Source organism: Mesorhizobium sp. M1050, assembly GCF_040318715.1.
Lineage (GTDB): Bacteria > Pseudomonadota > Alphaproteobacteria > Rhizobiales > Rhizobiaceae > Mesorhizobium.
The window spans coordinates 1-12,259 of record NZ_JAMYMV010000115.1 but is presented as its reverse complement, the minus strand read 5'-3'; the positions used below and the strand labels follow the sequence as shown (position 1 = coordinate 12,259).

The 12,259-nt window shown below is 63.5% G+C and carries 16 protein-coding genes; 8 read left to right on the top strand and 8 right to left on the bottom strand.

Going from position 1 to position 12,259, the window contains the following annotated elements; translation table 11 throughout:
- Window positions 1-91: 91 nt before the first annotated feature.
- Entirely contained in the window at window positions 92-313 is a 222-nt protein-coding gene (locus tag NKH57_RS32160; RefSeq protein WP_352950303.1) for a PDDEXK family nuclease, read from the bottom strand.
- Window positions 314-373: 60 nt separating this feature from the next.
- Between NKH57_RS32160 and NKH57_RS32155 the strand changes: the two genes are divergently transcribed.
- Window positions 374-550: a hypothetical protein gene (locus NKH57_RS32155; protein WP_352950301.1), complete on the top strand. Its 177-nt coding sequence runs from the start codon at window positions 374-376 to the stop codon at window positions 548-550.
- Window positions 551-553: 3 nt separating this feature from the next.
- Here NKH57_RS32155 and NKH57_RS32150 read toward each other — a convergent pair whose 3' ends face one another.
- Entirely contained in the window at window positions 554-1,474 is a 921-nt protein-coding gene (locus NKH57_RS32150; protein ID WP_352600753.1) for a glycine--tRNA ligase subunit alpha, read from the bottom strand.
- Between the two features lie 210 nt (window positions 1,475-1,684).
- On the opposite strand from NKH57_RS32150, the gene NKH57_RS32145 reads away from it, so the two are divergent.
- Window positions 1,685-2,146 (top strand): GNAT family N-acetyltransferase, encoded by a 462-nt coding sequence (locus NKH57_RS32145; RefSeq protein ID WP_352600392.1) that lies wholly within the window; start codon window positions 1,685-1,687, stop codon window positions 2,144-2,146.
- 99 nt (window positions 2,147-2,245) lie between these two features.
- Here NKH57_RS32145 and NKH57_RS32140 read toward each other — a convergent pair whose 3' ends face one another.
- The 5 genes from NKH57_RS32140 to NKH57_RS32120 form a co-directional block, all read right to left on the bottom strand.
- Window positions 2,246-4,021: a tetratricopeptide repeat protein gene (locus NKH57_RS32140; protein WP_352950309.1), complete on the bottom strand. Its 1,776-nt coding sequence runs from the start codon at window positions 4,019-4,021 to the stop codon at window positions 2,246-2,248.
- Between the two features lie 235 nt (window positions 4,022-4,256).
- Window positions 4,257-4,700, bottom strand: coding sequence for a DUF1284 domain-containing protein (locus NKH57_RS32135; protein WP_352950299.1), 444 nt, complete (start codon window positions 4,698-4,700; stop codon window positions 4,257-4,259).
- On the bottom strand, window positions 4,697-5,287 hold the full coding sequence (locus tag NKH57_RS32130; protein WP_023759078.1) for a biotin transporter BioY: 591 nt from the start codon (window positions 5,285-5,287) through the stop codon (window positions 4,697-4,699). Before NKH57_RS32130 ends, NKH57_RS32135 begins: the two co-directional genes overlap by 4 nt.
- A gap of 107 nt (window positions 5,288-5,394) precedes the next feature.
- Complete coding sequence (locus tag NKH57_RS32125) at window positions 5,395-6,063, bottom strand: GntR family transcriptional regulator (RefSeq protein ID WP_023759077.1); 669 nt, start codon at window positions 6,061-6,063, stop codon at window positions 5,395-5,397.
- Window positions 6,064-6,164: 101 nt separating this feature from the next.
- Window positions 6,165-7,181, bottom strand: a complete 1,017-nt coding sequence (locus NKH57_RS32120; RefSeq protein WP_023759076.1) for a polyprenyl synthetase family protein — start codon at window positions 7,179-7,181, stop codon at window positions 6,165-6,167.
- 206 nt (window positions 7,182-7,387) lie between these two features.
- Between NKH57_RS32120 and NKH57_RS32115 the strand changes: the two genes are divergently transcribed.
- From NKH57_RS32115 to moaB, 6 genes are all read left to right on the top strand, one after another.
- A complete protein-coding gene (locus NKH57_RS32115; RefSeq protein ID WP_023759075.1) occupies window positions 7,388-7,612 on the top strand; it encodes a putative signal transducing protein in 225 nt (74 codons plus the stop codon).
- A complete protein-coding gene (locus NKH57_RS32110; RefSeq protein ID WP_023759074.1) occupies window positions 7,612-8,412 on the top strand; it encodes a tRNA1(Val) (adenine(37)-N6)-methyltransferase in 801 nt (266 codons plus the stop codon). Before NKH57_RS32115 ends, NKH57_RS32110 begins: the two co-directional genes overlap by 1 nt.
- A 79-nt stretch (window positions 8,413-8,491) precedes the next feature.
- Window positions 8,492-9,355: a S49 family peptidase gene (locus tag NKH57_RS32105; RefSeq protein WP_352950296.1), complete on the top strand. Its 864-nt coding sequence runs from the start codon at window positions 8,492-8,494 to the stop codon at window positions 9,353-9,355.
- A gap of 140 nt (window positions 9,356-9,495) precedes the next feature.
- Window positions 9,496-9,681, top strand: a complete 186-nt coding sequence (locus NKH57_RS32100) for a membrane protein (protein ID WP_027023000.1) — start codon at window positions 9,496-9,498, stop codon at window positions 9,679-9,681.
- Window positions 9,682-9,707: 26 nt separating this feature from the next.
- On the top strand, window positions 9,708-10,607 hold the full coding sequence (locus tag NKH57_RS32095; protein WP_352950307.1) for a 4-(cytidine 5'-diphospho)-2-C-methyl-D-erythritol kinase: 900 nt from the start codon (window positions 9,708-9,710) through the stop codon (window positions 10,605-10,607).
- On the top strand, window positions 10,594-11,148 hold the full coding sequence (gene moaB, locus NKH57_RS32090; protein WP_352950294.1) for a molybdenum cofactor biosynthesis protein B: 555 nt from the start codon (window positions 10,594-10,596) through the stop codon (window positions 11,146-11,148). Before NKH57_RS32095 ends, moaB begins: the two co-directional genes overlap by 14 nt.
- Before the next feature lie 95 nt (window positions 11,149-11,243).
- Here the strand turns inward: moaB and NKH57_RS32085 are convergent, their stop codons facing one another.
- Entirely contained in the window at window positions 11,244-12,194 is a 951-nt protein-coding gene (locus NKH57_RS32085) for a hypothetical protein (protein WP_352950305.1), read from the bottom strand.
- Between the last annotated feature and the right edge of the window lie 65 nt (window positions 12,195-12,259).

Below are 12,259 nucleotides of genomic sequence, written 5' to 3'. Positions count from 1 at the left end.
CCCGCCCCCCCCCCCCCCCCCCCCCCCCCCCCCCCCGGGCCGGGGGGGGGGGGGGCGGCGCCGCGGCGGGGGGGGGGGGCCCCCCGGCCTCTCAGCCGCCGATACCTTCGGCACCATCACGCAAACGCAGGTGTGATTTTCGTTCTTCCACCGCCGCATAGATCGTATCGAGCACGGAATCCAGTTCGTTTTTGATTTCATGGTTCCGGAAGCGAATGGCGCGGCGAACACCGACTTGCGTCCATTTCCGGAAATTTTGGCCATCCTGTCGGGACGAGACCACGCCACCCGTCCTTGGATCAAAGATTTCCATGAACCGAACTCAGCGCTGAAGCGACACACGCTCAGGCAGGAAACCATTGGCTCAACGACCATGAAAACGGCATCCAGACTTCTGCAGATCCTCGCACTCAGCGCCTGCTTCACCGCGCAGGCTCACGGCGCGTTCTCGATGCCGGGTGTACGGCAGGCATTGCGGACAATGGCCGGCCCGAGCGGGCAGATCCTGTCGCCAATCAACGCTTCCCTCGAGATGATGAAGCGTGCCTGAAACTCAGGCCGCCAAGCCACCCGCCTGCGTCTTCAAAAATGCCTCACCGCAGGCTTTCGCCAGATTGCGCACCCGCAGGATGTAGCTCTGCCGTTCCGTGACCGAAATCACGCCGCGCGCATCGAGCAGGTTGAAGACATGGCTGGCCTTGATGCACTGGTCGTAGGCCGGGAAAACCATGCGGTGCATCGGCGCATTGTCGTTCGACGCCGGCGCGCCGGCATCGAGAAGCGCCTTGCACTCGGCCTCGGCATCCTCGAAGTGGCGCAACAGCATCGCCGTGTTGGCGTATTCGAAATTGTGGCGCGAATATTCCTGCTCGGCCTGCAGGAAGACATCGCCATAGGTGACTTTGTCGGCGCCTTCGCGACCGTTGAAGTTGAGGTCGTAGACATTGTCGACGCCCTGAACATACATGGCCAGCCGCTCCAGCCCGTAGGTCAGCTCGCCGGCCACCGGCGCGCATTCGATGCCGCAGACCTGCTGGAAATAGGTGAACTGCGACACCTCCATGCCATCGCACCAGCATTCCCAGCCGAGGCCCCAGGCGCCCAGCGTCGGGCTTTCCCAATCGTCCTCGACAAAGCGAATGTCGTGCAGCAGCGGATCGACGCCGATCGCCGCAAGCGAGCCGAGATAGAGCTCCTGCAAATTGGGCGGATTCGGCTTCAAGATCACCTGATACTGGTAATAGTGCTGCAGCCGGTTCGGGTTCTCGCCGTAACGCCCGTCCTTGGGCCGGCGCGAGGGCTGGACGTAGGCGGCGTTCCAGCGCTTCGGTCCGAGCGCGCGGAGCGTCGTTGCCGGGTGAAAGGTGCCGGCGCCGACTTCCATGTCGTAGGGCTGCAAGATGACGCAGCCATAGGCCGCCCAGTAATTGTGCAAGGTCAGGATCAGCCCCTGGAACGAGCGGCTGGGATGCATATGGGCGGGGATTTCAATCGTCACGGGGGCCTCGGCAGCACAGGCTAGCTTGCCGGCACGTCCTAGTGACCCGGCGGCGAGGCGTCAAGCAAGGCGCCCGCCGTCCCCCGCGAACGTACAGTTGAAAGCTTTGCGAGCGGCTGGTCCATTGCCAGCCTTGGGCACCTGAGGTCTGTTCGATGCGTCCACCTCAATGACAACAGGTCAACCATGCCCAGCCCGATCGTCATCCGTCCCGTCACGCGTCAGGACTTCGACCAGTGGCTGCCGCTGTGGGACGGATATAACGCATTTTATGGCCGCTCGGCTGAAACAGCCCTGCCGGGCGAGATCACGGCGATGACGTGGTCCCGTTTCTTCGATGCCTATGAGCCGGTTCATGCGCTGGTCGCCGAGAGCGAGGGACAGCTTCTCGGCCTCGTGCACTATCTCTTCCATCGCAGCACCACGGCGATCGCGCCGAATTGCTATCTGCAGGACCTCTTCACCACACAGGCCTCCCGCGGCAAAGGCATTGGCCGTGCGCTGATTGAGGGCGTCTACGAGCGCGCCCAGGCCGCCGGCTCAGGCAGGGTGTACTGGTTGACGCACGAGACCAACCAGACCGCGATGAAGCTCTATGACAAGATCGGCGAACGTTCCGGCTTCGTCGTCTACCGGAAGCTATTCTGAGGCAATTCCGAGCCTATCGGCGCCTGTCGGGGGCGCAACAGCCATCCACAAACGAAACGGGGCTCCGAAGAGCCCCGTTGCATTCAAAAAAAACCGATTTCACCCCTTCGGGGCGGGCACCGGCTCTGGCTTGACCTTCGGGGTTTCCTGCGCCGTGTTGGATTCGATCGGCGGCAGGCCCTTCATCAGCTTCTGTTGCAAGTTGGCCAGCACATCGGGATCGGGCTTCAGGTCGCGGGCCTGGTTCCACTGGAAGGTGGCTTCCAGTTTGCGGCCAACGCGCCAGTAAGCATCGCCAAGGTGGTCGTTGAGAACCGGATCTTCCGGCTTCAGCGACACGGCGCGTTCCATTTCGCGCACGGCATCGTCGAATCGGCCAAGGCGGAAATAGGCCCACCCCAGCGAATCGACGATGTAACCGTCGCTTGGCCTGAGATCGACGGCCTTCTGGATCATCGCCAGGCCTTCCTTGAGGTTCATGTTCATGTCGACCCAGGAATAGCCGAGATAGTTCAGCACCTGCGGCTGGTCGGGGACCAATTCCAACGCCCTGCGGAAGTTCGGCTCGGCCTTGGGCCATTCCTTCAGCCGCTCATAGGCGATGCCACGCTGGTAGAAGATGTTCCAGTTGGCCGCGGTCGGCGTCTTCAGCGCCTCGACAGCCTTGTCGTAGAGATTGGCGGCCGAGCGGAAATCCTCCTTCGAGGAATAGACACCCCCGAGCGCCAGATAGGCGCGCATGTCATCGGGGTGGGCGTCGATGAAGGCCTTCAGATGGGTGATCGCCTCCTCATGACGGTCGAGATCGGCAAGGTTGAGGCCGAGCTGCAGGTCCGAAAGCTCCTTCAGCGGCGAAGTAGCGGGGATCCGCCGATAGAGCGCGATGGCGCCCTCGCCGTCCTTCAACTGCTCGGACACCGCAGCGAGTTGCACCAGTGCCGCATCGCTGTCGGGCTTCAGCGCCAGAGCATACTGCAGATAGAGACGGACGAACGGCTCGCCGCCGCCACGGTTGAGCGCAGTGGCGAGATCAAGCAGAATCTCGGAGGCGCCGTCCGACGGACCGGCAGCGAAGGGCGCGATCTTGTCGCCCTTGGCGATCTTGTCGCGCATGGCGACGATTTCCAGCTTGCCCGGCGAAAACGCCTCGGCCTGATCGAGCACCGACATTGCCTTGGTCTTGTCGCCCTTGCGAGCCAGAAACGAGGCATAGGCCTGCGCATTGCGCATCCAGGTTTCGGGAGCCGCACCACCGGCGGCCGTATCCTGCATGGTCGCGGCGTAGATCGCATCAGCCTTTTCGGGCATACCGGACGCATCGGCAATCAATGCGCGGTGGAACGACTTGAACAGACCGAACCAATCCGGCCCCTGCAACTTGTCGATAGAGGTCATCGCATCGGCGGCCTCACCGGCGCCTTGCTGCGCCCAGCCGGACATGACCCCGGAGAGCAGCCGGTCGAGATCGGATTCCACCGACAGCTTGAGCCAGTATTGTACCTTGGTGAAATCCTTCTTGTGGAAGGAATCGACGGCCAGCGCCAGGCGCGAGAAGCGCTCGACATCGGGAACTTCCTTGAGCTTGTCGGCATAGACCAGGGACTCGTCGAAGCGGCCTTGCGCGATCAGCGACAGCATCAAGCTTTGCTGCAGGCCGGTGTCGCTCGGGTCGAAGGCCAATGCCTGCTTGTAATAGCCGATGGCGCTGTCGAGGTCGTTGTCGCCTTCGGCGATCCGGGCCGCCAGATAAGCGCCCGAGAACGACGTGATCTTGACCGGTTCGGTGGTTTGCTTGGCATAGGCCGGCAGAGCCGAGATCGCCATGCCGGTCACAATTGCCAGCCTTGTCAGCCAGCGCGCACGTCCTTGCCGCATCGTATTCCTTTCAGCCAGGCCCATCTCCGCATCAGCGGGATCGGCATAGACTTCATCTTCATGATAAAGCATGGCCTTTTTGGGGTCGCGCTTCAATCCGCCTCGAATTTACAATCCGGGCACCCGATTAACAAATCATGGCGACGGGCCACAGTTTTCCGATCTTGAATTTCGGCCATGGTGTCGCGCGGATCGGAGCATATCACAGATTCGACCGCGGGGCTCGACGCCAATGTCAGTGTTCGCCTGGCGAGGCAGACCGCCGCACCAGCGTGTCACCATATCCGCCAGCCGCAATCGTGCTGCACAGCCCGCTCCATTCGCAGCCGCCGCAGGCCTTGCGCACGCGGCCAGCGGAAAACGCCTGCCGCATCCGGGCCAGCATCGACGCATCGAGATCGAGGCTGGCGCCGACGCGGATTGGGCGCGCCAGCAATTCCTCCAAATCCTGTGCCGCGAGCCGATCGCGCTCGAAGACGCTCTCGTTGAGACAATGCGGCTCCGGCTCGTCGAGCAATGGGCCGCAGACATCGTCCGCGCCGGAAACGAGGAGGATGTCCTCGCCCCGGCTCAGGCGCTCCGCGATCCCGTCATAGTTGGCGGTGAAGGCGGGACTGTATCCCTTGCCCACATAGGTGAGCAGGCAAAGGAGGTGATGGGCGCGCAGCCTGATCGTCACGGATTGGCCGGCTTCGCTCTGCCGGGGAGAGCCATGAGTGTCGCGGCACCGAGCGCCGACTTCAGCAGGCCGCCGACGATGAATGGCAGGAAGCCGAAGGTGATGGCCTGTTCGGCGCCGATCATGATGGCGAGCCACATGGTGCCGAGAACCAGGCAGGCAAGGTTGCCGAGCAGCATGGCGGCGAAGGCAAGCATCACCCGGTTGCCGTTCCAGCCGCGTTCGGCCAGCCAGCCGACCAAGGCGCCGACGATTGGGAAAGCGAAGAGATAGCCACCCGTTGGTCCGACGAAATGCTGGACGCCGGCGGCGCCTCCGGCCAGCACCGGAAAGCCGACCGCGCCTTCGACCAGCCAAGCGGCGATGGTAACGGCGCCAAGCCGCCAGCCATAGAGCGCGCCGATCAACGTCACGGCGAAGGTCTGCATGGTCACCGGAACCGGCAACATCGGTACTTCGATGTAGGACGACAGCGCCAGGAACAGCGTGCCGAGCACGACGGCTCCAACCTGCCAGGCAAGAGGGCGGCCCTGAAGCCGGAGCGGACTGAACGAGGGCTTGCCGGACGAGAATGCAACGTCTGTCATGGGATTCCTTTGATCGATTGCAAATTATAGATAATTTCTGTTTTCGATCTATTATCGAATCCACAAATCCCCCAAGATAGCAAGCCCTGCCTGTGCAAGGCGTCATCCTAGCCCACGATGGCAAAGGCCTCGCGTGTCGTGCCAGAGGCCGTCCTGACCGGCTTGCGGCCGATCCACTGGACATGCCGCCCCAGTGTCGCGGCTGCCGATTCGGTGTTACCCTGCCGCAAGGCGGTGAGTATCGCGCGATGATCCTGGTCGGTGCGTGTCTCCCACTCCGAGCGCCAGGCCGCGAACAGGAAGCGGGCACTTGCCGCGTGCAGGTCGTCGATGGTGGCGAGCAGACGCGGCATGCCGCACGGCGACAGGATCAACCGGTGGAAGGCGCGGTTGGCTTCTTCCCAGGACCTGACATCGCGGGATTTGTCGCCGGCCCTGGTCGCTTCCTCGGCAAGGTCGAGAATGGCCGATGTCAGATGCGGCGCGGCGTGGCGCAGCGCCAGCACTTCGAGCGCGGCGCGCATTTCGGCGACCTCCTTGACCTCGCTCAGGTCGAAAGCCGCGACACGTACGCCGCGGCGCGGCTCACCGACGGCCAGCCCTTGCGCCTCGAGACGGCGAAACGCTTCGCGTACGGGAACATGGCTTGTCTGGAATTCCTCGGCGATATGATCCTGCCGAAGCCTGGCCCCCGGCTCGATCGCGCCGGAGATGATGCGGTCCGCCAGCACCTTGCTGATGCGGACCGCGATGGTGTCGTCTGTGCCCTTTGCCATCTTTAATAGATAATTTGCGGCGAGGCAGCTTGTCGAGACGGCGGGACCGAATTCGCAAACTTCCAGCGTAAGCCAGAGGAAGCGTCGCTAAAGTCCAGCCTTCAGTTCACCCGGCTTATGCAGAAATCGATGACGTCGATCAGCGCCGATTTCTGCGGCGTCGCTTCCAGCGGCGCCAGCGCATCGCGGGCGATCTCGCCGAAATGGCGGGCGCGCCCGATCGTGTCGGCGATGGCGCCGTGCCGTGTCATCAGGCCGATCGCTTTTTCCAGGCCGGCGTCATCGGTGGCATTGTCCTCGATGGAACGCTTCCAGAAGGTGCGCTCAGCCTTGGTGCCGCGCCGGTAGGCGAGGATGACCGGCAGCGTCACCTTGCCCTCGCGGAAATCGTCGCCGACATTCTTGCCCAGATCCTTGCTGGTGCCGCCATAATCCAGCGCGTCGTCGATCAGCTGGAACGCAAGGCCGAGGTTCATACCGTAGGAGCGCAGCGCCGCACGGTCGTTACGCGTCGCCAAGGCAATGACCGGACCGACTTCGGCAGCCGCAGAAAACAGCGCCGCGGTCTTGGCCTTGATGACGGCGAAATGTTCGTCCTCGGTGGTCTCCAGGTTCTTGGCGGCGGCAAGCTGCATCACCTCGCCCTCGGCGATGATCGAAGCCGCGCTCGACAGGATGTCGAGCGCCTCCAGCGAGCCGACATCGACCATCATGCGGAAGGCCTGGCCGAGCAGGAAGTCACCAACCAGCACGCTCGCCTGATTGCCCCAGATCATGCGGGCGGTCTTCTTGCCGCGGCGCATGCCGCTCTCGTCGACGACATCGTCATGGAGAAGCGTCGCCGTGTGCATGAATTCAACCGCCGTGGCGAGCTTGACGTGGCCCTCGCCGGCATAGCCGAACATCTGCGCGGCGGCGAGCGTCAGCATCGGCCGCAATCGTTTGCCGCCGGACGAGATCAGATGGTTGGCAATTTCGGGGATCATCTCGACGTCGGAGCCGGCCTTGGACAGGATCAATTCGTTGACGCGCCCCATATCGGCCGCAGTCAGATCGATCATCTCCTTGATGGAGGCGGGCTCCCGCTTCCCGTTTTCGATGTTGAGAACGACACCCACGACAATCACTCCCGTCTTGGTATAACGCGTGCGACGGCACCCTTAATCCCTGCTTGGACTCTAGGGCGGCAGGCACATCCACGGCAAGAGGCGAATTGGCGCGGCGGCGATGACAGGCTGTCAACTGGCGGCGAAGGAAGTTCTGCTTTGCCAGGGCAATCCACCTACCCGTTTACATCAGCGCTGCAAACTGAGAGTTTCGCCCGATGATAGAGCTCATTCGCACCAACGACGCCGTCATTATCTCCTTTGTCGAATCGCTGATGCGCGATGCCGGCATCGGCTGCTTCGTCGCCGACCAGAACATGAGCGTGCTCGACGGCTCGCTCGGCATCCTGCCGCGGCGCGTCATGGTCGACGCCGACAAGGCCGACGCCGCACGGCGCATCCTGACGGATGCCGGCATCGCCAACGAGATCCGTGGAAAATAATGCCCGCCGCGCCGGCCACCCTTATCCCGGACACACCGGCCCATACGGTCGATGCTTTCCATCGCGGCCGGTTCTGGCTCGTGCAGCCCAAGCAAGGCGGTCATCGCGCCGGCATGGATGCGATGATGCTGGCCGCGTCGGTGCCATCTTCCTTTGGCGGGCGTCTGGCCGATTTCGGCGCCGGAGCCGGGGCTGCGGGCCTGGCGGTGCTGTCGCGCTGCCTGGCGGCCGAGGCCGTGCTTGTCGAACGCGCGCCGGAAATGGCGGCCTTCGCTGCGGCCACCCTTGCCCATCCCGGCAATGCCCATCTCAGCGATCGCGCCTCGGTGGTCGTCGCTGATGTTACCGTATCGGGCCGGGCGCGGGCGTCCGCCGGCCTCGCCGACAACGACTTCGACTTCGTCATCATGAACCCGCCTTTCAACGCCGCGCGGGACCGCGCCACATCCGATCGCTTGCGAAAGGAAGCGCATGTCATGGAGGATGGAGCGTTCGAGAGCTGGATCCGGAGCGCCGCGGCGGTGGTCAGGCCGCGTGGCCGGCTTGCCGTCATCGCCCGACCCGAACAGCTCGGCTCGATTCTCGATGCAATCGCCGGCCGCTTCGGCGATGCCGAGATGCTTGCCGTCCACCCGCGCCCAGACGCGGCGGCGATCCGCATCATTGTGCGGGCGGCACTCGGCGCACGGGGAAGACTTGCCATCCGGCCGCCGCTGATGCTGCACGCGCAGTCGGGCAACGGTCCTGACGAGCGCAGTGAAATGATCACCAACGGGCTTGCCTCTCTGTTCGGAGATTGAGCTATTCTTGAGGCCCACATTGCTGTTGGCCGGGGAATCCCTACATGCCAGCAACCCATCGACCGGAGACCGTGCCCTCGTGAAACGACTTATCAACCGCCTGCTGCCGAAATCCTGGCGCTCCACCGTCGTCACCATTCCGGTCATCCGGCTGCACGGTACCATCATGGCCGGTGGCGGCCAGTTGCGGCCGACCCTGTCCCTGGCCTCCACCGCCGGCCTCATCGAGAAAGCGTTTTCCTACGACGCGCCGGCGGTCGCCATCTCGATCAATTCGCCCGGCGGCTCGCCGGTGCAGTCGCGGCTGATCTTCAAGCGCATCCGCGACCTGGCGAGCGAAAAGGACAAAAAGGTGCTGGTCTTCGTCGAGGACGTTGCGGCATCGGGCGGCTACATGATCGCGGTCGCCGGCGACGAGATTTTTGCCGATCCGTCCTCCATCGTCGGTTCGATCGGCGTGGTGTCGGCCTCGTTCGGCTTCCCGGAACTGATGAAGAAGATCGGCATCGAGCGCCGTGTCCACACCGCCGGCCAGAACAAGGCAGTGCTCGATCCGTTCAAGCCGGAGAAGAAGGAAGACGTCGAACGGCTGAAGGCGTTGCAGCTCGAGGTGCACGGCACGTTCATCGACCTCGTCAAGGAGCGGCGCGGCACCAAGCTGAAGGACGATCCGGACCTGTTCACCGGCCTGTTCTGGACCGGCATCAAGGGCCTTGAACTCGGCCTGGTCGATGCGCTCGGCGACATGCGGACGGTGCTGAAGACACGCTTCGGGGAGAAGACCCAGCTCCGGCTGATCACGGCACCCCGCGGGCTCCTCGGCCGCTTCGGCCTATTCGGCTCGAGTATGGGCTTTTCGGTGCCCGACATCGCCGCCGCGGCCGCCAGCGGGGTGATCGATGCGGCGGAAGAGCGCGCATTATGGGCGCGCTTCGGGCTTTGAAAACCCGGCGAAACCGTCTAGCATAAGAAGCTCGAAGTCTTATGCATGTCGTGTTCCCAAAACCGGATCCACCTTTGGGCGACATGTATCAACCGACCTACCGGCCGCCTTCGCCGGCCCAGCGTGGGAGGAGTTTTGGCATGCCTCAGATCATTTTCTTCACCGTCGTTGGCGTCGCCGCCTATTTCGGCTACCGCACTTTCATCCGCGAGGCCGAGCGCGTGACCGCCAAGGTGCGGCGCACCGAAAAGCAGGCGGCCAATGGCGCGATGGGGACGCTGGTCAAGGATCCGAAGACCGGCGAATACCGGCTGGCCAAGGACTGAGCATCATTTCACATGTGACTGACGCGGTGGACATCCACACTGGTTCACGCACCTGGCATGCGCACGCCAAGATCAATCTTGCGCTGCATGTCACCGGCAGGCGCCCTGACGGCTATCATCTGATCGAGAGCCTGGCGGTGTTCACCCGTTTTGGCGATAGGGTCGAAATCGCACTGGCCGAAGATGATGATTTTGTCGTGTCAGGCCGCTACGCGCCGGCCGTGCCTGTCGACGCCAGCAATCTGGTGCTTAGGGCGCGCGATGCCCTGCGACAGGCGGTCGGGCAAGAGAAGACCCCGCCTGTCTCGATAAAGCTCGAAAAGAACCTGCCGGTTGCCTCCGGCGTCGGCGGCGGTTCGAGCGACGCCGCAGCCGTGCTGCGCGGGCTGGTAGAGATATGGGCCCTGGATATCGATGGCGTCGAGCTTGCGCGGATCGGCCTCTCGCTTGGCGCCGACGTGCCAATGTGCCTGGCGGCTAAGCCGTTGGTAGCGCGCGGCATTGGTGACGAGCTTTCGATGGTGCCGGATTTTTCGACGCTGGGGCTGGTGCTGGTCAATCCGGGCAGGTCGGTCTTGACGGCCGACATCTTCGCAGCGCTTGCCCGTCGCGACAACGAAGCGCTGCCGCAGCTGCCGCGCAGCATCGACTTCCACAGCCTGCGCAACTGGCTGGAGATCACCCGCAACGATCTCGAGCCGGCAGCCATTGCGATGCAACCCGCTATCGGCAGGGCACTTTCCTGGCTTAACAAAGCTGGATCGGGTTTTTCACGCATGTCCGGGTCGGGCGCCACGTGCTTCGGCTTGTTCGAAACCGGCAATGTCGCCAAGCGCGCCGCCGCCCAGATCCGTGGTCGCCAGCCCGACTGGTTCGTCGCCGCGACGCGCAGCATCGCCTCGGAGGGAGCTGATGGCCAGAATTGACGAGAGCCGTTCCTTCATTCCCATACGCATCGCGGTGCTGACCGTTTCCGACACGCGCGGCCTTGCCGACGACAAATCCGGCCAGACGCTGGCCGACCGCATCGCCGAGGCCGGCCACATACTGGCTGTCCGCGATATCGTCACCGACGACCGCGAGAAAATCCGCGACACGGTTCTGGCGTGGTCGCGGGACAAGGATATCGATGTCGTCATCACCACCGGCGGCACCGGCTTCACCGGGCGCGACGTGACGCCGGAAGCGCTGGAGCCAATCTTCGAAAAGCGCATGGACGGCTTTTCGGAAGTGTTCCACCGCATCTCCTACGACAAGATCGGCACCTCGACGGTCCAGAGCCGGGCGACCGGCGGCGTCGTCAACGCCACTTTCGTCTTCGTGCTGCCGGGCTCACCCGGCGCCTGCAGGGACGCCTGGGACGGCATCCTGAAGGCGCAGCTCGACTACCGGCACATGCCGTGCAACTTCGTAGAGATCATGCCGCGTCTGGACGAGCATCTGCGGCGCGGCAAATCGGCTCCCTAAAAGCCGAGGCCAAGCGGCGGCTCCACGGGCGCTGCGCAAAGCCCGGCGCCGTGCTCACCGGATGCCTGTCGAGATGAACTTCGGGTCGTCAGCTCTCAGCGGATGACCGGCTCGCCATGAAAGCGGCGGCGCGACGGCGGCGATACGCCGAAGCCGACTTCCATCATCAACCTCGGCCTGCGCGACGGCACGGTGCCCATGTGGAAGCCGAAGGGGTCCTCGACGAAACCTAGTCCTGCTTCTCCAGTCAATGTCACCGGGCTCTGCTCGCCATAGACATCCAGGACCTCTCGCGCGGAATGGCCGACGAGGAGGGTGAGTTGATGCTTGAGGCTGCGTCGCTTGTGGCTGCCTCGCACATAGACGTGTGGACCGGTCTCGGCATCGACCGGCTTGAGGTAGAAAAAGAATTTCAGCATGCGCCAATCGTCGAGGTCGAAATGATACTTGCCGAGCGAGGCGAGGTTCTTGTCGGCGTCCGAAGCGGCACCCGTCGGAAAACTCCACCAGACCCGCGTCGTGATCAGTTTTGCCTGACCGCCGAGATAGTGCGCGGCAATGTTTAGAAGCAGCGGGTCGCGCTGGATGGCGAGCGCCGCCTCGCAATCAAGGATTCGCTCGAAAAAGTGCCCGCTGAGCAGCGAGCGGCCAAAGCGCTTCTCAGCTTCCGCATGTTCATCCGGCATGAATTCGAGACGGCGGTCGAAATTGCCGAAGCAAGGCGTGCGCTGGGCGAAATCGGCGATCTCCTCATGGATATCAGACGGCAGGACGAGGCCCGAAAACAGCCCGTCGGTGCGCAGCGCTTCGACCACCGCTTCACGTTCGACACCGGCGAACATCGTATCCGCCGTATCCGCGACCGGACGGGCGCGCTTTGCGCCCAGCCAATGCATGCGGCGCCCAGGCATTGTGCGCGCCAGCACAAACATCGGCAGCCAGGCAGGGTTTTCCCGCAGGTCCGTCAGATAGGTTGGAATGCGCACGGCGATACGTAGCAGCAGACTGCCGTTGCGCGCAATGGCCTGTCCGCGCTCAGTACATATGAGACGGCTGGGTCATCCGGTCTCGGCAGATTTTGAGATACTCGCTTGGAGTGAGGCCGTCGAGT

What these genes read in the sequence shown, in the direction of transcription:
- NKH57_RS32155 (WP_352950301.1), top strand. Translation starts at nt 374, where the DNA reads ATGAAAACGGCATCCAGACTTCTGCAGATCCTCGCACTCAGCGCCTGC.
- NKH57_RS32160 (WP_352950303.1), bottom strand. Translation starts at nt 313, where the DNA reads ATGGAAATCTTTGATCCAAGGACGGGTGGCGTGGTCTCGTCCCGACAG.
- NKH57_RS32150 (WP_352600753.1), bottom strand. Translation starts at nt 1,474, where the DNA reads ATGCATCCCAGCCGCTCGTTCCAGGGGCTGATCCTGACCTTGCACAAT.
- moaB (WP_352950294.1), top strand. Translation starts at nt 10,594, where the DNA reads ATGGCCAGAATTGACGAGAGCCGTTCCTTCATTCCCATACGCATCGCG.
- NKH57_RS32115 (WP_023759075.1), top strand. Translation starts at nt 7,388, where the DNA reads ATGATAGAGCTCATTCGCACCAACGACGCCGTCATTATCTCCTTTGTC.
- NKH57_RS32130 (WP_023759078.1), bottom strand. Translation starts at nt 5,287, where the DNA reads ATGACAGACGTTGCATTCTCGTCCGGCAAGCCCTCGTTCAGTCCGCTC.
- NKH57_RS32145 (WP_352600392.1), top strand. Translation starts at nt 1,685, where the DNA reads ATGCCCAGCCCGATCGTCATCCGTCCCGTCACGCGTCAGGACTTCGAC.
- NKH57_RS32110 (WP_023759074.1), top strand. Translation starts at nt 7,612, where the DNA reads ATGCCCGCCGCGCCGGCCACCCTTATCCCGGACACACCGGCCCATACG.
- NKH57_RS32125 (WP_023759077.1), bottom strand. Translation starts at nt 6,063, where the DNA reads ATGGCAAAGGGCACAGACGACACCATCGCGGTCCGCATCAGCAAGGTG.
- NKH57_RS32100 (WP_027023000.1), top strand. Translation starts at nt 9,496, where the DNA reads ATGCCTCAGATCATTTTCTTCACCGTCGTTGGCGTCGCCGCCTATTTC.
- NKH57_RS32140 (WP_352950309.1), bottom strand. Translation starts at nt 4,021, where the DNA reads ATGCGGCAAGGACGTGCGCGCTGGCTGACAAGGCTGGCAATTGTGACC.